The 18,475-nt window shown below is 66.0% G+C and carries 20 protein-coding genes; 15 read left to right on the top strand and 5 right to left on the bottom strand.

Annotated elements, in window-relative coordinates; translation table 11 throughout:
- Nucleotides 1–54: 54 nt before the first annotated feature.
- Nucleotides 55–324, bottom strand: a complete 270-nt coding sequence (locus ABQZ00_RS08045; protein ID WP_115513133.1) for a BolA family protein — start codon at nt 322–324, stop codon at nt 55–57.
- 8 nt (nt 325–332) lie between these two features.
- Nucleotides 333–632, bottom strand: a complete 300-nt coding sequence (locus ABQZ00_RS08040) for a YciI family protein (RefSeq protein ID WP_323537145.1) — start codon at nt 630–632, stop codon at nt 333–335.
- Nucleotides 633–999: 367 nt separating this feature from the next.
- Between ABQZ00_RS08040 and ABQZ00_RS08035 the strand changes: the two genes are divergently transcribed.
- From ABQZ00_RS08035 to ABQZ00_RS08025, 3 genes are read left to right on the top strand one after another with little or no spacing between them, the layout of a single operon-like run.
- Nucleotides 1,000–1,905, top strand: a complete 906-nt coding sequence (locus ABQZ00_RS08035) for a segregation and condensation protein A (RefSeq protein ID WP_323537146.1) — start codon at nt 1,000–1,002, stop codon at nt 1,903–1,905.
- The gene (scpB, locus tag ABQZ00_RS08030; RefSeq protein WP_323537147.1) at nt 1,844–3,121 is read left to right on the top strand and encodes an SMC-Scp complex subunit ScpB; all 1,278 of its coding nucleotides are present in this window, start codon (nt 1,844–1,846) and stop codon (nt 3,119–3,121) included. Before ABQZ00_RS08035 ends, scpB begins: the two co-directional genes overlap by 62 nt.
- The gene (locus tag ABQZ00_RS08025; protein WP_323537148.1) at nt 3,114–4,760 is read left to right on the top strand and encodes a pseudouridine synthase; all 1,647 of its coding nucleotides are present in this window, start codon (nt 3,114–3,116) and stop codon (nt 4,758–4,760) included. Before scpB ends, ABQZ00_RS08025 begins: the two co-directional genes overlap by 8 nt.
- A gap of 200 nt (nt 4,761–4,960) precedes the next feature.
- Here ABQZ00_RS08025 and ABQZ00_RS08020 read toward each other — a convergent pair whose 3' ends face one another.
- Nucleotides 4,961–5,398 (bottom strand): hypothetical protein, encoded by a 438-nt coding sequence (locus ABQZ00_RS08020; protein ID WP_055852149.1) that lies wholly within the window; start codon nt 5,396–5,398, stop codon nt 4,961–4,963.
- 163 nt (nt 5,399–5,561) lie between these two features.
- On the opposite strand from ABQZ00_RS08020, the gene ABQZ00_RS08015 reads away from it, so the two are divergent.
- Nucleotides 5,562–6,332 (top strand): glutaminyl-peptide cyclotransferase, encoded by a 771-nt coding sequence (locus ABQZ00_RS08015; protein ID WP_323517607.1) that lies wholly within the window; start codon nt 5,562–5,564, stop codon nt 6,330–6,332.
- Nucleotides 6,333–6,418: 86 nt separating this feature from the next.
- On the opposite strand, the gene ABQZ00_RS08010 is transcribed toward ABQZ00_RS08015, so the two are convergent.
- Entirely contained in the window at nt 6,419–7,219 is an 801-nt protein-coding gene (locus tag ABQZ00_RS08010; protein WP_055852142.1) for an amidohydrolase, read from the bottom strand.
- A gap of 192 nt (nt 7,220–7,411) precedes the next feature.
- Nucleotides 7,412–8,560: a pyridoxal phosphate-dependent aminotransferase gene (locus ABQZ00_RS08005; protein WP_323537149.1), complete on the bottom strand. Its 1,149-nt coding sequence runs from the start codon at nt 8,558–8,560 to the stop codon at nt 7,412–7,414.
- A 199-nt stretch (nt 8,561–8,759) separates the two neighbouring features.
- Between ABQZ00_RS08005 and ccmA the strand changes: the two genes are divergently transcribed.
- The 11 genes from ccmA (at nt 8,760) to ABQZ00_RS07950 (ending at nt 18,427) form a co-directional block, all read left to right on the top strand.
- The gene (ccmA, locus tag ABQZ00_RS08000; protein WP_055852134.1) at nt 8,760–9,404 is read left to right on the top strand and encodes a heme ABC exporter ATP-binding protein CcmA; all 645 of its coding nucleotides are present in this window, start codon (nt 8,760–8,762) and stop codon (nt 9,402–9,404) included.
- The gene (ccmB, locus tag ABQZ00_RS07995) at nt 9,401–10,099 is read left to right on the top strand and encodes a heme exporter protein CcmB (protein ID WP_055852130.1); all 699 of its coding nucleotides are present in this window, start codon (nt 9,401–9,403) and stop codon (nt 10,097–10,099) included. Before ccmA ends, ccmB begins: the two co-directional genes overlap by 4 nt.
- Before the next feature lie 112 nt (nt 10,100–10,211).
- Nucleotides 10,212–10,961: a heme ABC transporter permease CcmC gene (ccmC, locus tag ABQZ00_RS07990; protein ID WP_055852126.1), complete on the top strand. Its 750-nt coding sequence runs from the start codon at nt 10,212–10,214 to the stop codon at nt 10,959–10,961.
- The gene (locus ABQZ00_RS07985; protein ID WP_323537150.1) at nt 10,958–11,128 is read left to right on the top strand and encodes a heme exporter protein CcmD; all 171 of its coding nucleotides are present in this window, start codon (nt 10,958–10,960) and stop codon (nt 11,126–11,128) included. The genes ccmC and ABQZ00_RS07985 overlap by 4 nt, the downstream gene beginning before the upstream one ends.
- A complete protein-coding gene (gene ccmE / locus ABQZ00_RS07980; RefSeq protein WP_055852120.1) occupies nt 11,125–11,583 on the top strand; it encodes a cytochrome c maturation protein CcmE in 459 nt (152 codons plus the stop codon). The genes ABQZ00_RS07985 and ccmE overlap by 4 nt, the downstream gene beginning before the upstream one ends.
- Before the next feature lie 324 nt (nt 11,584–11,907).
- Nucleotides 11,908–13,845, top strand: a complete 1,938-nt coding sequence (locus ABQZ00_RS07975) for a heme lyase CcmF/NrfE family subunit (RefSeq protein ID WP_323537151.1) — start codon at nt 11,908–11,910, stop codon at nt 13,843–13,845.
- A complete protein-coding gene (locus tag ABQZ00_RS07970; RefSeq protein ID WP_055852116.1) occupies nt 13,838–14,440 on the top strand; it encodes a DsbE family thiol:disulfide interchange protein in 603 nt (200 codons plus the stop codon). The genes ABQZ00_RS07975 and ABQZ00_RS07970 overlap by 8 nt, the downstream gene beginning before the upstream one ends.
- Nucleotides 14,437–14,871: a cytochrome c-type biogenesis protein gene (locus ABQZ00_RS07965; RefSeq protein WP_055852113.1), complete on the top strand. Its 435-nt coding sequence runs from the start codon at nt 14,437–14,439 to the stop codon at nt 14,869–14,871. The genes ABQZ00_RS07970 and ABQZ00_RS07965 overlap by 4 nt, the downstream gene beginning before the upstream one ends.
- Entirely contained in the window at nt 14,871–15,878 is a 1,008-nt protein-coding gene (locus ABQZ00_RS07960; protein ID WP_323537152.1) for a tetratricopeptide repeat protein, read from the top strand. Before ABQZ00_RS07965 ends, ABQZ00_RS07960 begins: the two co-directional genes overlap by 1 nt.
- Before the next feature lie 990 nt (nt 15,879–16,868).
- Nucleotides 16,869–18,056: a homoserine O-acetyltransferase MetX gene (gene metX / locus ABQZ00_RS07955; protein WP_323537153.1), complete on the top strand. Its 1,188-nt coding sequence runs from the start codon at nt 16,869–16,871 to the stop codon at nt 18,054–18,056.
- Between the two features lie 71 nt (nt 18,057–18,127).
- Nucleotides 18,128–18,427 carry a DUF1294 domain-containing protein gene (locus ABQZ00_RS07950; RefSeq protein ID WP_323537154.1) on the top strand — a complete coding sequence of 100 codons (300 nt, stop codon included), beginning with the start codon at nt 18,128–18,130 and terminating at the stop codon, nt 18,425–18,427.
- The last annotated feature ends 48 nt before the right edge of the window (nt 18,428–18,475 follow it).

The following is an 18,475-nucleotide window of genomic DNA, read 5'->3' as shown; positions in this document are numbered from 1 at the left end:
CCCGTCGCACCCGGGTGCGCTCCTGCGACGGTGGTTTGGTCCAGCGGGTTCGCTTTACCCCGCCTCGCCCGGCGCGATCGCCTCGATCGACAAGGCATGGATGTCGGTCTGCATCATCTCTCCAACCGCCGCGTAGACCGCACGGTGACGGGCCAGTGGCGGCTTGCCGGCGAACACCGCGCTGACCACACGCACATTGAAATGTCCGCGCCCATCGCGCGCGCCAGCGTGGCCGGCATGACGGTGGCTGTCGTCCACCACCTCCAGCTCGGTAGGTGCCAACGCCGATTGCAATGCCTGGCGAATCCGCTCGACCCGGCTCATGGGAGTACTCATGGCAGTACCCGGCGGAACGGCCGGACCTCCGTGCGCACGTAGACGCCCGCAGCCACATAGGGATCGGCATTGGCCCAGGCGCGCGCGTCTTCCAACGCATCGAACTCGGCGATCACCACGCTGCCGCTGAAACCGGCCGGACCCGGATCTTCCGCATCGATGGCCGGGCACGGGCCCGCTACCAGCAACCGCCCCGCCGCGGCCAGCGCCTGCAGACGCGCCAGATGCGCCGGTCGCGCCTGCTGACGCGCGGCCAGCGCGTCGACCCCGTCATACCCTTCGATTACGTACCACACATGCCACCTCATCCAGAACTTGAAGATCGTCGCAGGGATTCTAGCCGCGTCAGCGCTGGACACCGCCCCCGCGCACGCATTACCCTTGACGCTTACTGCACACGCAACCGGACGCAGCGGCCCGTCGGCCCAGGCCCCACGCCTCATTCGACGACCGATTCGCTGCCCACCGCCGGCTCGCGTAGACGACCTCCTCGCTGTTCCGTCGCCGCATGCCACGCGGCGCCTGATGGTATGTGGATCGGCGTATGTGAATTTGTGGGATCGTGCCGAAACAGGCACGACATTGATCGCAATAACTCAAGGCAAAGCCCTGCAGGCGCGGCTCAGACCGCGGCCGGCGACCGTAAGACCCGATGTCGACCTGATGAATTCCGAACTCGCGCACGCCGCGACTCCGCCAGCCGCAAGCGCTCACCCACAGCAGCAGGAAATGCCGCTGGCGGTCGTGCATGGGCAACCGGTACTGCAGATCCCGCAGGATCTGTATATCCCGCCGGATGCGCTGGAAGTGATTCTGGATGCGTTCGAAGGTCCGCTGGATTTGCTGCTCTACCTGATCCGCCGTCAGAACCTGGACATCCTGGATATCCCGGTCGCCGAGATCACCCGGCAATACGTGGACTACATCAATGTGATGCAGGAACTGCGTTTCGAACTGGCGGCCGAATATCTGGTGATGGCCGCGATCCTGGCCGAGATCAAGTCGCGCATGCTGTTGCCGCGCCCACCCAGCCAGGAAGGCGAAGAGGACGACCCGCGCGCAGAGCTGGTGCGCCGTCTGCAGGAATACGAGCGCTTCAAGCAGGCCGCCGAAGACCTGGACACCCTGCCCCGCATGGGCCGCGACAGCGCGCCGGTGCAGGCGCATCTGCCCGAGCGTGCACCGGTCAAGCTGCCGCCGCCGGTGGAGCTGAAAGAAATGCTGATGGCGCTGTACGACGTGCTCAAGCGCGCCGAGCTGTTTACCGGCCATGCGATCAAGCGCGAGGCGCTGAGTGTGCGCCAGCGCATGGGCGATGTGCTGAGCCGCCTGGACGACGGCAAGTTCTACCGCTTCGAATCGCTGTTCACTGCCGAAGAAGGCAAGCTCGGCGTGCTGGTCACCTTCCTGGCGCTGCTCGAATTGGCCAAGGAGCAGTTGCTGGACATCGTGCAGGAGGCGCCGCTGGCGCCGATCTACGTGAAGTCGCTGGCGTTGGGCAACACCAATGCGCCGTTGCAATTCTCCAGCGAATTCGATGACAGCGACGCTGCCAACGAACCTATCTGAAGCCGATCACCGAATGGATCAAGCGCTGATCACCCGCATTATCGAAGCCGCCCTGTTGGCAAGCAGCCAGCCGCTGACGCTGGCGCAGCTGCAGGGCCTGTTTCCGGAAGAAGAGCCGGCACCGCCCGGCAGCGTCGAGCGCGCGCTGGAACTGCTGCGCGAGGGCTGCGCCGAGCGCGGCGTGGAGCTGGTCGAGGTGGCCTCGGGTTTCCGTTTCCAGGTCAAGGCCGATGTGCACGGCTGGGTCGCCCGTCTATGGACCGAGCGCCGCACCAAGTACACCCGCGCCACCCTGGAAACCTTAGCGCTGATCGCCTACCGCCAGCCGATCACGCGTGGCGAGATCGAACAGGTGCGCGGGGTGGCGGTCAGCAGCAACATCATCCAGGCCCTGGAAGAACGCGAGTGGATCCGCGTGGTCGGCCACCGCGACGTGCCCGGCAAGCCGGCCCTGTTCGGCACCACCAAGGGCTTTCTGGATTACTTCGGGCTCAAGCGATTGGACGAGCTGCCGCCATTGTCTGAGTTGAAGGACATTGCCGAGCTGGAACCGCAGCTGCCGCTGGACCGCGATGGTCAGCTGGATGGCGTGGTGCCGGCCTCAGCAGCGATGGATGCGGCGCAAGGCCAGGCCGATGCAGGGGCGTCCGACGCGGATGGTGGCAACACCGATGCCGCTGCCGCTGAGCATGCATCGGATGCGTCGGAGACGGAGACGGCGCTTGCCACTGCGTCCGATGCGGAAGCCGAAACCGCCGTTGACGCAAGCGCTAGTGCGCCGACCGACAGCGAAAGCGACTCGGACGTTGCAGTGGATTCGCATCGTTCGATCGAAACAGATAACGACATCGATGCCGGCACCGATGTTGATGGCGATGTCGGCAGCGACAGCACCGACGACGACCAGACATCCAGCGCCGACGACGACGCCGATACAGAAGCAGCCGACGCCGGCACGGCAGACGACACCGCCGACGCGCCGAGCGACGACACACCGCACCACCCCGAGGCCTCCTCGGCGCAGCACACGCAACACACGCCAGACCCAGACAGCGCCCGCGAGGGCGACCCCGACACCGCGCCGGGCACGCGCGCGGATGCAGTGAACGAAGACGAAGACAACGCCGTCGCGACGACGACCGTGGCTGTTGACGAAGCCGATTCCGACCCAGAGGCCGACCCACAACGCGTCGGCCGGAGCCAGACACATGAGTGACACCCCCCGCAAGCTGTCGTTGAACAAGCTTTCCCTCAAGCGCGACAGCGCGCCCGAAGCGCCGAAGCTGGAAGAGCGCCTGCACAAGGTGCTGGCCCAGGCCGGCCTGGGCTCGCGCCGCGCGCTCGAGCAGCGCATTGCCGATGGCCTGATCAAGGTCAATGGCGCCGTCGCGCAGACCGGCATGTCGGTGCGCAGCGGCGACAAGATCGAGCTGGACGGCCGCAGTTTCGTGGCCAGCGCGCTGACCGAGCCCTCGCGCGTGCTGATCTATAACAAGCCCGAAGGCGAAGTGACCACGCGCGAAGATCCCGAAGGCCGCCCGACCGTGTTCGAGTCGCTGCCGGCATTGAAGGGCTCGCGCTGGATCGCCATCGGCCGCCTGGACATCAACACCACCGGCCTGCTGCTGCTGACCACCGACGGTGAGTTGGCCAACGCGATGATGCACCCCTCCTACGAGGTCGAACGCGAATACGTGGTCCGCGTGCGTGCCCCGGAAGGCGAAGAAAACGTCTCCGACGCCATCATCGAGCGCCTGTCGCGCGGTGTGCTGCTGGAAGACGGCGGCGCCAAGTTTGACGAGATCGACCGTATCGGCGGCACCGATTCGCACGACTGGTTCCGCGTGGTGGTCAAGGAAGGCCGCAACCGTGAAGTGCGCCGTCTGTGGGAATCGCAGGGCTGCCAGGTCAGTCGCCTCAAGCGCAGCCGCTACGGCAAGATCTCGCTGCCGCGCGAACTGCTGCGTGGGCAGTCGGTGGAAGTGGTGCAGGAAAAGGTCGACGCCCTGCGCGCCGAGCTCAAGCTGGAAGAAGGCGCGCCGTCGGCACTGACCCTGCAGCCGGTGATCGGCCAGCGTCGCGCTGCCAAATCGACCGTGCACGTCTCGCGCGATGGCCGCAGCAATGCCTACGTCAATGGGCAGACCTCCGGCGCCGATGAAGGCCGCGAGCTGCGCCGTTTCGACAACCCGCGTGACGATCGCGGCGGCCGCGGTCGCGGCAAGCCCGGCGGTTTCAAGGGTGGTCTCACCGTCAGCGGTGAAGCAGCCGCGCGGCAGTCGCAGCAGCGCCCGTTCAAGCCGCGCGCACCCGGCAAGGGCGACCGCGCACTGCCGGATGGCAACCCGGCCGCGTTCCGTAGCTGGTATGTGCCCGATGGCGTGAGCACCGGCCCGAGCGGCCACCGCAACGCCGGCCCCAGCGGTCCTGGCACCGGCCAGGCCCGCCCCTACGCCAAGAAGGGTCCGGGCGGCGCGCGTCCTGGTGCCGGCGGTCAGGGTCAGGGCCGTGGCGCTGCTGGCGGCGGTGGACAAGGTCAATCGCAGGGTCAAGGCCAGGGGCAGCGCAAGCATCCCTATGGTCACCCGGGCAATGCGCCGAGCTTCCCGTCCGATCATGCCAATCCGGGTTCCAGCCCGTATGGCGCCGCGCGTCCTGCCAGCCGCCCGAGCGGCGGCCGTCCGGCGGGCCCGGGCGGTAACCGCGGACCTGCGGCCGGCAATCGCGGCCCCGGCGGTCCGGGTGGCGGCGCTCGCGGACCGGGTGGTCCCGGTGGCGCACCGCGTGGCCCGGGCGGTCGTCCGCCCGGTGGTGGCAACCGTCGTCCACCTGGCGGCGGCAATCGCGGCCGCTGATCCTCGCTGCATGCACTAAAAAAAACGGCCCCGCGAGGGGCCGTTTTTTATTGGGGTCGACGTGGTTGCCGCTTCGATAGATGGGTCGGTGCAACCTGGTCGATCTCATTGGCCAACCGCTGCCCGCAGCTGACATCGGCGGCAACGCAACCATGCAAACCGCATGCGGCGTCGCTACCTGCTGCCAGAACTCCCACGTATTACTTGCGGCGTTCGATCACGAAGTTGCCGACCGCAACGCCCAGGTCGACGCCTTCGCCAGTACCGGCGAGCGCGAGCGAGATATCGCCCTTGGTGACCACCTGCGCGGTGCTGGACTTGACCACGCCCGCATGCGCTTCGGCAGAGGCATAGGTGCCGAACAGGTCATTCAGACTGTAGGCACCGGAGAATGAGCCGCGGCCACCGGTGATCTTGGACTTGCCCACCGTCAGACCGCCGCCCTTGCTGGAAATCTTGACAGGAATGACAGCCCCGTTATCGCAGGTAATGGTGCCGGTGCCGCTGGCGGTCTTGTAGAACACCGACCAGCCGGACAGGTTGAACTTCAGCTGGCAATCGATGTTGCCGGCGGCTTGTGCCTGCGGCGCCAGCGTTGCCGCGCCAAGCAGTGCAAAAAGAGACAGTGACTTGATCATGTGTGCGTTGCCGGTGGTGGACGTGGCCGGAGACTAGCAGCGCCGATGTGGCAGCCGCGACAAGGTGGCGGCACCTCTCCAACGCGCGTTCAGCGAATGATTATCTCGGGGCCTCGCAAGGAACGGCGCTGCAGAAGCGGCCGCGCCGTGGGATCATCCGCGCATGTCACGCATCGCCCACAGACTGCTCTTCGCCGCCCTGTTGCTGCCGTCGCTCGCGCATTGCGGCGAGACGATTCCGACCCGGGGCTATACCGTCGTCAATCGTTATCCGCACGACACCGCCGCCTTTACCGAAGGCCTGTTCTATCTCAACGGGCATCTGTACGAGAGCACCGGCGAGCTGGGCCACTCCAGCGTGCGCAAGGTCGAGCTGGAAACCGGCCGCGTGCTGCAGCAGGCCGATACGCCAACGCCCTACTACGGCGAAGGCATCGTGGCCTGGGGCGACCGGCTGATTCAGTTGACCTGGCGTAACCAACGGGGCTTCGTCTACGACCTGGCCACGCTGACACCGCGCTCGCACTTCGCGTACGCCGGCGAAGGCTGGGCGCTGACCAGCGACAACCGCAACCTGTACATGAGCGATGGCACTGCCCGCATCCGCCGGCTGGACCCGCAAACGCTGCAGCAGACCGGCACCATCAAGGTCACCGCCGGTGGCAAGCCGTTGGACAATCTCAACGAACTGGAATGGGTCAAGGGCGAGTTGTGGGCCAATGTCTGGCTCACCACCCGCATCGCACGGATCGACCCGGCCAGCGGCAAGGTGATCGGCTGGATCGACTTGAAGGCGCTGGTTCCGGATGCCGACACCTTGACCGACCCCAGCAACGATGTGCTCAACGGCATCGCCTACGACGCCGAACACGATCGGCTATTCGTCACCGGCAAGCGTTGGCCGCAGCTTTACGAAATCCGGCTGGCTGAGTAGCCGGGATTGGGGAGTCGGGATTGGGGATTGGCAACGGCAGGCGAGCGGACGGCTGTGCCTTGGCTGCTTGCATCAATCCCTAATCTCTAATCCCTGATCACAAACGTATCCGCATCCAGCATTGCCGGGAAGCGGGCGCGGTGCTCGGCGAGTGCGGCGGCACTGAGGGTGGTGGTGACCACCTGCGGCTGCTCGCGGATTTCCACCTGCGGCTGGCCGAGGAAATCGATCACTGCGCTGTCGCCGGCGTAATGCAGCTGATTGCCATCCACACCGACGCGGTTGACCGCTGCCACAAAGCACAGGTTTTCGATCGCGCGTGCGCGCAGCAGCGTCTTCCATGCATACGCGCGCGCAGACGGCCAGTTGGCGACGAACAATTGCAGATCGAAATCCAGCTGGCCCGGCCGCTCGACATCGAAGCGGTTGCGGCAGAACACCGGAAAGCGCAGGTCGTAGCACACCTGCGGATTGATCCGCCAACCCTTCCAGTCCACGCACAGGCGATCGCGCCCGGCCGCGTAGCGCAGATGCTCGTTGCCGAAGCGGAACAGATGACGCTTGTCGTAATACTGCAGCGCCCCATCCGGTGTGGCCCACAGCAGCCGGTTGAACACGCCTTCGGGCGTGCGTAATTGCACGCTCCCGGTGACCGCAGCACCCAGCCGCGCCGACTGAGCACGCACCCACTCCACGGTCGGCCCATCCATGCCTTCGGCCTTGTCGATGGCCTCGTTGGAGAACCCGCTGGTGAAGGTCTCCGGCAGGATCACCAGATCGGTCTGCCCTGCCAATGGCTGCAGCAATGCAGCGTAATAATCGCGATTGCCGGCCGGATCATGCCAACGGGTATCGCCTTGGATCAGGGAGATGCGCAGGTCGTGCATAGGTGGCTCGGGAATGGGGAGTCGGGAATCGAGAATGGGTAGAGCGGGTGTGGTGGTGTCTGTGCGCTATGTGGGTGACAACGTCGGAGGGGCGAGAAGGACACCCGCGACGCGCTCACGATTCCCTCTCCCGGGCCGGCAGGAATCGAGAAGGCGTCCAGTAACGCTCTTACGATTCCCCATTCCCGGCCCTCAGAGCTTCTGCAAACGTTCGATCGCCGCATCCAATGTCGCGTCGTTCTTGGCAAAGCACAGTCGTGCCAGTCGCTGACCGGCCGGTACCTGTTCGTAGAACGGCGAGAGCGGAATCGCGGCCACGCCCTTTTCGATCGTCAGCCACTTCACAAATTCGGTATCGGGCAGATCGCTGATGGCCGAGTAGTCCACCAGCTGGAAATAGCCGCCGGGCACCGGCAGCGGTATCAGGCGCGTGGTCAACAGCTGTTCGCGGAAGCGGTCGCGCTTGGCTTGATAGAACGCGCCAAGCTGCTCGTCGTGCTCGGGCTCATCGCGGATCATCGCGGCGAACGCGTGCTGCGCCGGGCCGAAGCTGGTGAAGGTGTTGTACTGATGCACCTTGCGGAATTCGGCGGTGAGCGCCGGCGGTGCGATGGCATAGCCGATCTTCCAGCCGGTGCAGTGGTAGGTCTTGCCGAAACTGGAAATCACGAACGCGCGCTCGCGCAGTTCCGGCCAGCGCAACACCGATTCGTGGCGGCGGCCATCGAACACGATGTGCTCGTAGACTTCGTCGGACAGCAAGAAGATTTCGGTGCCGCGCAGCAGTTCGGTCAGCGTCTGCGTGTCCTCGGCCGAGAGCATCGCGCCGGACGGGTTGTGCGGCGAGTTGATCATCAGCAGTCGCGTCTTCGGCGTGATCGCCGCGAGCAGCGCCTGCCAATCGACCGCAAAGGTCTGCGGGTGCAGCGCCACATGCACCGCGCGCGCTCCAGCCAGATCGATCGCCGGCTCATAGCAGTCGTAGGCCGGGTCCAGCACGATGACTTCTTCACCGGCCCGCACCACGGCGTGAATGGCATTGAAGATCGCCTCGGTGGCGCCGCTGGTGACGGTGATTTCGGTGTCAGCGTCGACCTGTGCGCCGTAGCAGCGCTGCGCCTTGCCGGCGATGGCTTGCCGCAGTGACGCAACACCGGTCATCGGCGGGTACTGGTTGTGGCCGGCGCGCATGGCCGCTGCCAGCTCATCGACCAGGCGCTGCGGCACCGGGAAATCGGGAAAGCCCTGTCCCAGGTTGACCGCGCCGTGTTCGGCCGCCAGCTGCGACATGACGGTGAAGATGGTGGTGCCCACCTTGGGCAGCTTGGTCGTGAGGGGCATCGTGCCTGTCCGGAACAAGAAACGGGGGACCGCGAGTGTACGCAAAGCGGCCGCGCGGTTGCGCCAGGCTCACCGCAAAACAGCGTTCCCGGACACATCGCGCCGCTGCGGTGCGCCCGTGCCGCGGCCATCGTCGCTACAATGCGCGCCCTGTCCCGCCCTTCCCCATGCCGTCCTGCGACGGGAGCCCGCTGCGCCGATGATCGAACCGCTGCACACTGCGCCCCCGCTACTGGCGGCGCGCGCGCTGGCCTTCAGCCGCAATGAGGAGCCGGTCTTCGGCCCGCTGGATTTCCATGTCGATGCCGGCGAAGCCCTGCTGGTGCAGGGCGACAACGGCGCCGGCAAGACCACCTTGCTGCGGGTGCTGGCCGGCCTGCTGCATGTGGAGCACGGCGAAATCCAGATCGACGGCAAGACCGCCCGGCGCAGCGACCGCAGTCGCTTCATGGCCTACCTGGGACACCTGCCCGGCCTGAAAGCCGATCTGAGCACCCTGGAAAACCTGCACTTTCTGTGTGGCCTGCATGGCCGGCGGGCCAAGCAGATGCCCGGCAGCGCGTTGGCCATCGTGGGACTGGCCGGCTACGAAGATGCCCTGGTGCGGCAGTTGTCGGCCGGGCAACGCAAACGGCTGGCACTGGCGCGGCTATGGTTGTCGCCTGCGCCGTTGTGGCTGCTGGACGAGCCCTACGCCAACCTCGATCTGGACGGCATCACCTTGGTCAACCGGATGATCTCCGCGCATCTGCGCGGTGGCGGCGCGGCGCTGGTCACCACGCATGGCGCCTATGCGGCCCCGCCGGTGCGCACCCGAATGCTCACCCTGGAGGCCGCAGCATGAGCACGCCGCCGTCGCCACAACCATCCTTGCTGCAGGCCGCGCGCGCGCTGCTGCGTCGCGATCTGCAATTGCTGTGGCGCCGTCGCAGCGACGCGCTGCAGCCGGCCTTGTTCGCGCTGCTGATCGTGGTGTTGTTTGCGCTGGGCCTGGGTGGCCGCCCGGACCTGCTGGCGCAGGCGGCGCCGGCGGTGCTGTGGCTGTCGGTGCTGCTGGCCGGCCTGCTGTCGCTGGACGCGCTGTTCCGCAGCGACGTAGAAGACGGTTCGATGGAGCAATGGTTGCTGGCACCGGTGCCGTTAGCGTGGTTGATCGCCGTGCGCGTGCTGCTGCATTGGGCGACCAGCGCCTTGCCGTTGATCGCAGTAACGCCGTTGCTGGGCGAATTGCTGCACCTGCCGCATGACCAATTGCCGGTGCTGCTGGCATCGTTGGCATTGGGCACACCGTTATTGAGTCTGCTCGGCGCAGTGGTTGCGGCACTGACGGTGACGATGAAACGCTCTGGTATTCTCGTGGCGTTGCTGGCGTTGCCGCTGTATGTGCCGGTGCTGGTGTTCGGCGCCGGCAGCGTTGCGGCCAGCGGGCAAGGACAGGATGCGGTGGGTGCGTTGTTGTTGTTGGGCGCCGGATTGGTGATCGGCATTGTGCTGGCACCGTTGGCGGCAGCGGCGGCGATCCGGATTTCGCTCAGCTGATCGATGTTGCAGATGCGCCATTGATGGGACACCGTAAGTCGTTCGGCGGTGTCGTACCGAAAGCTGTCTCCATGCAAAAAGCCATCGCCACGCCAAGAGCCATCGCCATCGCATGAACGTCGTCGTCCGCTGGTTCCACCAAGTCGCCTCACCTCCGATCTTCGACCGATTTACCGCGCGCTGGGCGCCGTGGTGCTACGCGCTGGCGGCATTGCTGCTGGGCGCAGGCATGTGGCAGGCGCTGTTTGCGGTGCCGGCCGACTACCAGCAAGGCGACAGCTTCCGCATTCTCTACATCCATGTGCCGAGCGCGTGGATGAGCTTGTTCGTGTTCGGGCTGATGGCGGTGTATGCGGCGATCGCGCTGATCTGGCGCATCAAGGTGTGCGAGATCCTGGCGATGGCATGCGCCCCGATCGGCGCGGCATTCACCGTGATCACGTTGCTCACCGGCAGCATCTGGGGCAAGCCGATGTGGGGCGCCTGGTGGGACTGGGACCCGCGCCTGACCACCGAACTGATTCTGCTGTTCTTGTATCTGGGTGTGATCGGCCTGTATCACGCCATCGACGACCGTCGCCAGGCGGCACGTGCGGCCGCGTTGCTGGCGATCGTCGGTGTGGCGCTGCTGCCGGTGATCCGCTATTCGGTGGTGTGGTGGAACTCGCTGCATCAGGGTCAGAGCATTCGTCTGCTTGGCCCTTCGACGATCGATGCCAGCATGCTGCTGCCGCTGTGGTTGATGGTGATCGGCACCAAGTTCTGGTTCGCCGGGTCGCTGCTGACCCGCGCGCGCGCCGACAACCTGCGCCGCGAGGCCGGCAAGGCCTGGATCGTGCGCGATGCCGAGGGCGCGGCATGAGCTATCTGCCTTACATGATCGCCGCCTACGCGGTGTTTGTACTTGTGCTGCTGTGGGACCTGATCGCCGGCCGCTGGCAGGTGCGTCGTGCCTTAAAGATCGCGCAGGCGCGCCGCCTGCGTGAGCGCAAACGCACGGTGCCCAGCGATGCGGAGCTGACCCGATGAACCCGCAACGTCGCCGCCGGCTGTGGCTGGTGCTGGCGCTGGTGCTGGCCGCCGGGCTGGCGACCACGCTGGTGGCGATGGCCTTGCAGCGCAACGTGGCGTATCTGTACACGCCGTCGGAGGTATTGCGCGGCGATGCCGGCGACCACGCCAGGTTCCGGCTCGGCGGCATGGTCGAAAAAGGCTCGTTCAAACGTGCCTCCGGTTCGCTGGAAGCGCAGTTCCGCGTCACCGACGGCGATGCGCAGCTGGCGGTGCGTTATGACCGCATCTTGCCGGACCTGTTCCGCGAGGGTCAGGCCGTGGTCGCCACCGGTCGTATGCAGCAAGGCGTGTTCGTGGCCGAAGACGTGCTGGCCAAGCACGATGAAACCTATATGCCGAAGGAAGTGGCCGACAAGATGGGCAGCGCGCATCGCAAGCACCAGGTGGCCCCAGGCAAGGTGACGCAGTGACGGTAGGAAGCAGTGGCGGCAGACCGGGTCACCGGCAAGCGCAGATAAGTGAGAGCCCTGACATCGGCGCGGATCGTGCCGCGTTGACGGCTTACCCGTCTTTGATGCTGTCGCTTAAGTTCCGCCAGGCAGCACGCCGCCGCGCGGCCGCGCAGACCAAGCAACCTGGCACCGCGACAGGAGCTGCGTGTTCCAACAACGAACATGACACCACGACAGGAAACACCTGTTCCGGTAACGCCCCTGTGTCAGGCCTGCTCCGCTTCTTGATTGCCGGTTCGCGGCAGCGGTCTATGCGTCTCTGCTCCCAATCCCGAGTTCCCCATGCTTCCTGAGCTCGGCACCTTTCTGCTGGTCCTGGCCCTGCTGGTCGCGCTGGTGCAGGCCGCATTGCCGCTGGCTGGCGCGCAACGCGGGCGCAGCAGCTGGATGGCGGTGGCGCGCCCGGCAGCATTGGTGCAGCTGGGCCTGATCGCCGCGGCCTTCGCGCTGCTGACGCATGCGTTCTTGGTGCAGGACTTTTCGGTGCGCTATGTCGCCGAAAATTCCAACAGCCTGTTGCCGGTGATCTACCGCTACTCGGCGGTGTGGGGCGCGCACGAAGGCTCGCTGCTGCTGTGGACGCTGGTGCTGGCGCTGTGGACCGGCGCGGTGGCGCTGTGGTCGCGGCAGTTGCCGGCGCAGGTGATCGCACGCGTGCTGGGGGTGATGGCACTGATCAGCATCGGCTTCCTGGCGTTTTTGTTGTTCACCTCCAATCCGTTCGCGCGGCTGCTGCCGGTGCCGCTGGAAGGCGCCGACCTCAATCCCTTGCTGCAGGACCCGGGGCTGATCATCCATCCGCCGATGCTGTACTGCGGCTACGTCGGCTTTGCGGTGCCGTTCGCCTTCGCCATCGCCGCGCTGCTGGAAGGCCGCATGGATGCGCGTTGGCTGCGCTGGACGCGGCCGTGGACGAATGTGGCGTGGTCGATGCTCACCGTGGGCATCGCACTGGGCAGCTGGTGGGCGTATTACGAACTCGGCTGGGGCGGTTGGTGGTTCTGGGACCCGGTGGAGAACGCCAGTTTCATGCCGTGGCTGGTCGGCACCGCGTTGCTGCATTCGCAAGCGGTCACCGAAAAACGCGGCAGCTTTGCCAGCTGGACCTTGCTGCTGGCGATTGCGGCGTTTGCGTTGTCGCTGCTGGGGACCTTTCTGGTGCGCTCGGGCGTGCTGACCAGCGTGCATTCGTTCGCTGCCGACCCGTCGCGCGGGCTGTTCATCCTGGTGTTTCTGCTGATCGTGGTCGGTGGCGCATTGCTGCTGTACGTTCTGCGCGCGCCGGGCATGTCCGCCAGCAACGACCCGAGCCGCGCGTTTGCCGGCAGCTCGCGCGAAACCTTGCTGCTGTTGAACAACCTGCTGCTCACCTGCGCCTGCGCGATGGTGCTGCTGGGCACGCTGTATCCGTTGCTGGCCGATGCGCTGGGCCTGGGCAAGCTGTCGGTGGGCCCGCCCTACTTCGGCACCTTGTTTGTGGTGTTGATGGCCCCCCTGGTGGCGTTGCTGCCGTTCGGCCCGCTCACCCGCTGGCAGCGCGAGCAGGCATCGCGGCCGCTGGCGATGCTGGCACCGTGGGCAGGCCTGGCGCTTGCCGCAGGCGTGCTGGCCTGGTTTATGGCGCCGCAAGGCCAGCTCAAAGCCGCCATCGGCGTGGCCGGCGCGGCGTGGGTGATGCTTGGCACGGCGCGCTTTCTGTGGACCCGCCGCGCGGCCAAGGGGCGCAAGTTCACTGCCGAAATGCTGGGCATGGTGCTGGCGCATCTTGGCGTTGCGGTGTTTCTTGCCGGTGCCTTGCTGGTGGAGTCGCTAAGCCTGCAACGCGAAGTCGCGCTGGCGCCGGGCCAGCAGGTGCAAATCGGCCGCTACGCGCTGCACTTCGACACCGTGGAAGAACTGCGCGGGCCCAATTACGTCTCCGACCGCGCCAACCTGCAGGTGTTCAAGGACGATGCGCCGGTGGGCGTGCTGCATGCAGAAAAACGGCGCTATGCCAGCGGCGGGCAGACCTTGACCGAGGCGGCGATCCGCCCCGGCCCGTTCGGCGACCTGTATGTCGCGCTTGGCGAACCGCTGGGCAATCAGGCCTGGGCGGTGCGCGTCCACCTCAAACCGTTCGTCCGCTGGATCTGGCTGGGGGCGTTGCTGATGGCGCTCGGTGGCCTGGTCACCGCGGCCGACCGGCGTTTTCGTCGTTCTCCGGAGATCCAAGATGGTTGAGTCACGTTCGCCCCGCTTGCCCACTGCCGTACTCGTGGGCGCCATCGTGCTGCTGCTCGCACTTGCAGCGCTGCTGGTCTACGCGGTGGTGCGCTCCGGTCAGGGCGATCGCGATGCCCTGCCCTCGGCCCTGATTGGCAAACCGGCGCCGGAGTTCGCGCTGCCGCTGCTGCACGACCCCAGCATCGTGGTGCATGCGCGCGAGCTACGCGGCGCGCCGTACATCATCAACGTGTGGGGCAGCTGGTGCCCGGCCTGCCGAGAAGAACACCCGGTATTGAGCCGCTTTGCGTTGACCAAGCGCGTGCGCGTGATCGGCTACAACTGGAAGGACGAGCGCGCCGATGCCTTGCGCTGGCTTGAGCAGCTGGGCAACCCGTATCTGCTGGTGGTTGCAGACAAGGACGGGCGCACCGCCATCGACTTCGGCATCGCTGCCGCGCCGGAAACCTTTCTGGTCGACGGGCGCGGCGTGGTGCGTTGGAAATACAGCGGCATGCTCACCCAATCCATCATCGACACTCAGTTGATTCCGATGCTGAGCAAGATCGAGCGCTCGCCCACCGCCGCACCGGACCTGCACGCCCCCCAATGATGCGCGCCTGGCTGCTCACGCTACTGCTGTTGCCCTGGCTGGCCCTGGCCCAGCCGGTCGGCGATCCGTCACCGCTGCAATACCGCTCGGCGGCCGAAGAAGCGCGCTTTCATGCGCTGACTGCCGAGCTGCGTTGCGTGCAGTGCCAGAACCAGTCGCTGGCCGATTCCAACGCGCAGATTGCGCAGGATCTGCGCCGCGAGGTACTGGCCTTGATGCACGAAGGCCGCAGCGATGCGCAGATTCGGCAGTTTCTGGTCGCCCGCTATGGCGAGTTCGTGCTGTATCGCCCGCAGGTGGAATCGCGCACCTGGCTGCTGTGGTTCGGCCCGTTGCTGGTATTGCTGCTGGGTGGGGTGGTGGTGATGGTTGTGGTGCGTCGACGCAGCGCTGCGGCGCCCGCGTTGCCCGCCGATGAGCAGGAGTGGTGATGGTCGGCTTTGTCCTTGCGGTTGCGGTGGTCGCGCTGCTCGCCTTCGGCGTGGCGCTGCGCCCGCTGTGGCGCGAAACCCGCGCCCTGACCGCCAGCGTTGCGGTGCTGTTGCTGGCCGCAAGCGCGGCGCTGTACTGGCTGGTCGGCACACCGTCGGCGATCGAACAGGTGGCCGACCGCCCGGCCACGCCACGCACCCTGGACGAAGCCATTGTGCAGCTGCGCACCGCCCTGGCGCGCAACCCCGATCAGGCCGAAGGCTGGGTGTTGTTGGGGCGCTCGTTGTCCAGCCAGCAGAAATTCGCCGAGGCCAGCGACGCGTTTGCGCGCGCGGTGGCGCTGCGCCCGGACGAGCCGGACGTGCTGGTGGCGGCCGCGCAGTCGCGCATGCTCGCCGACGACAGCGGCCGCCCGGACCCGGAGGCGATGCGTCTGCTCGAACACGCGCTGGTGGTGCAACCGGACCATCAGCGCGCACGCTGGTTTCTCGGCGTGGTGCAGCGTCAGGCCGGTCAACCGGCCAAGGCCAGCGCAACCTGGGAGCCGCTACTGAGCGTGGTCGACGCCGCCACCCGGCCCGGCCTGCTCGAACAGATCAACGCTGCGCGGCAGGAAGCCAAACTTGCGCCGCTGACACCCTCGCCCACCGCCGACACATCTGCCGGCAAACGCATCAGCGTGCGCGTGTCGCTGGATGCGGCGTTCGCGCAACGTGCCGGCCTGCCTGGCGACACCAGCGTATTCGTGATCGCACGCGCAGCCGGCACGCCGATGCCGGTTGCGGTGGAAAAGCACACGCTCAGCGAGCTGCCGTTGACCATCACCCTGGACGATGGCGACAGCCCGATGCCGACCCGCACCCTGTCGTCGCTGGACACCGTGCAAGTGCTGGCGCGCTTGTCGCGTAGCGGCAACGCCATGCGCCAGGCCGACGATGTGGAAAGTGCGCCGGTGACGGTGGAGTTGCCGGCCAAGGCGGATGTGGAGTTGGTGATCGGGCGCTGATTGCTCGCCACGTACAGCATTCCATGCCAGCACCTGCACACCGACCGTCTCGACTGGTCCTTGCCCGCTCACCGTCGCGAGACCTTACTCGGCTTGGATGCCGCGTAAAGCTCGCAGAGACGTGCTTGCAGCGTGTCTTGCGATGGTGGCCGGGCAAGGGCCCTGCAGCAAAATGCGAAGAAGTCGAGGGCGCGGGCCCTCACCGCTCGCGGGACACGCCGTAAACCCATCCTTGGGGGCTCGATGGCGGCATCCATGCCGCCAACGGTCCCGCGATCGGCGAGGACACCGCACCAAATAGTTCGCTGGTGGTTTGTTGAAGAGCGAGCAAACCGGGCCGGACAGTTACCAACTGCTCTGTTGATAGTCTGCGCATCGACCGTCTCGACTGGTCCTTGCCCGCTCACCGTCGCGGGACCCTTGGCGGCATGGATGCCGCCAAGGAGCTTACATGGACGTACTTGCAGCGTGTCCTGCGATGGTGAGCGGGCAAGGGCCCTGCAGCAAAATGCGAAGAAGTCGAGGGCGCGGTGCCCTCGCCGCTCGCGGGACACGCCATAAACCCATCCCTGGGGGCTCGATGGCGGCATCCATGCCGCCAACGGTCCCGCAATCGGCAAGGACACCGCACCAGATAGTTGGTTGGCAGTCGCGTGAAAAGCTGCTTGTCGCTCGGCATGCGTCGAAGGTTGGGCCGGCGCATCATGAGTCAACAAGCCTCATCACGCATGGCTCTTGACCAAGCACACCGACCATCTGAACTGGTCCTTGTCCGCTCACCGTTGCAGGACCCTTGGCGGCATGGATGCCGCCACGGAGCTTACATGGACGTACTTGCAGCGTGTCCTGCGATGGTGAGCGGGCAAGCGCCCTGCAACCAAGCCGCAGATCAACAGCTTTAAAGCTGGCATCACACCACGCAAGGGCTCAAACCGAGTCCCCATCCCGATTCACCCCGCCGCCCGCCGCCACGCCGGATAGAATTGCGACATGACCGAATTCATCCCTACAGGCACGTTATTCCACGCACTGCCGTCGCCGTTTCCGATGAAGCGCGGCGGTGAGCTGCATCAGGCCCATGTGGCCTACGAAACCTGGGGCACGCTGGCGGCCGATCGCAGCAACGCGGTGCTGATCGTCACCGGCTTGTCGCCTAACGCGCATGCAGCCGCAAATCAGGCCAACCCCGAGCCGGGTTGGTGGGACGCGATGCTGGGGCCGGGCAAGCCGATCGATACCGAGCGCTGGTTTGTGGTGTGCGTCAATTCGCTGGGCAGCTGCAAAGGCTCCACCGGGCCTGCGTCCATCGATCCGGCCACCGGGCAGTTGTATCGCCTGACCTTTCCGGATCTGTCGATCGAAGATGTTGCCGATGCAGCAGCCGATGTCGTGCGTGCGCTGGGCATCGAACAGCTCGCCTGCCTGATCGGCAACTCGATGGGCGGCATGACCGCGTTGGCGTTGTTGCTGCGGCATCCCGGCATTGCGCGCAGTCACATCAATATCTCCGGCAGCGCACAGGCATTGCCGTTTTCCATTGCCATCCGCTCGCTGCAGCGCGAAGCGATCCGGCTGGATCCGCACTGGAACGGCGGCCACTACGACGACACGCGCTATCCGGAATCGGGCATGCGCATGGCACGCAAACTCGGCGTGATCACCTACCGCTCGGCGCTGGAATGGGACGGCCGCTTTGGCCGGGTGCGGCTGGATTCCGAACAGGCCGCCGACGATCCGTTCGGCCTGGAATTTCAGGTCGAAAGCTATCTCGAAGGCCATGCGCGTCGCTTCGTGCGTTTCTTCGATCCCAATTGCTATCTATATCTGAGCCGCTCGATGGACTGGTTCGATCTGGCCGATTATGTGGATGGGTCTTCGATCGCTGCCGCGCAGGCTGCAGGCACGCAGATCGGCAGCACGCCGGCTGCAGACGTCTCCACCGAGGCCGAGGTGCTGGCCGGCCTGGCAAATATCCGTATCGAACGCGCGCTGGCGATCGGCGCCAACACCGACATCCTGTTCCCGGTTCAGCAGCAGGAACAGATTGCCGAAGGCCTGCGTGCGGGCGGCGCGGATGCGCGCTTTATCGGCCTGGATTCGCCGCAAGGCCATGATGCGTTTCTGGTGGACTTCGCCCGCTTCGGCCCGGCGGTGCGCGACTTTCTGGACGCCTGCTGATTTCCAGATCCAGGCCACGCGCGCGCAGCTTGGTGCCGCGCAAGACGTTGACCGCACTGTTTGCGGTGAGCATGGCCAGCATCGTCGCAGCAGGCCTGCTGCCGGTCTGGGTGGCAGTCTGGTACGCGGTTGCCAGCCTCGTGGCGCTGATCGCTTACCGGCGCGACAAGAACGCGGCAACCCGCGGCCAGCGACGAACGCCGGAGACCACTTTGCACGGCATTGCAGTACTCGGTGGCTGGCCGGGCGCGCTGTTGGCGCAGTCGCTGTTCCGGCACAAATCCAGCAAGACCTCATTCCAGATCACCTTCTGGGCCACGGCAATCGCGAACAGCGCGGTGCTTGCATGGGCGGTGTATCGATCCGCGTAATGCGGGCTCTATAAACCGCAGTCAGCGGTTGCGCGGCGATAACCCTCG

It is taken from the genome of Xanthomonas sp. WHRI 10204 (assembly GCF_040202875.1).
Taxonomy (GTDB): domain Bacteria; phylum Pseudomonadota; class Gammaproteobacteria; order Xanthomonadales; family Xanthomonadaceae; genus Xanthomonas.
Note: the sequence above shows the minus strand (reverse complement) of the source record. Positions and strands in the feature narration are given on the sequence as shown.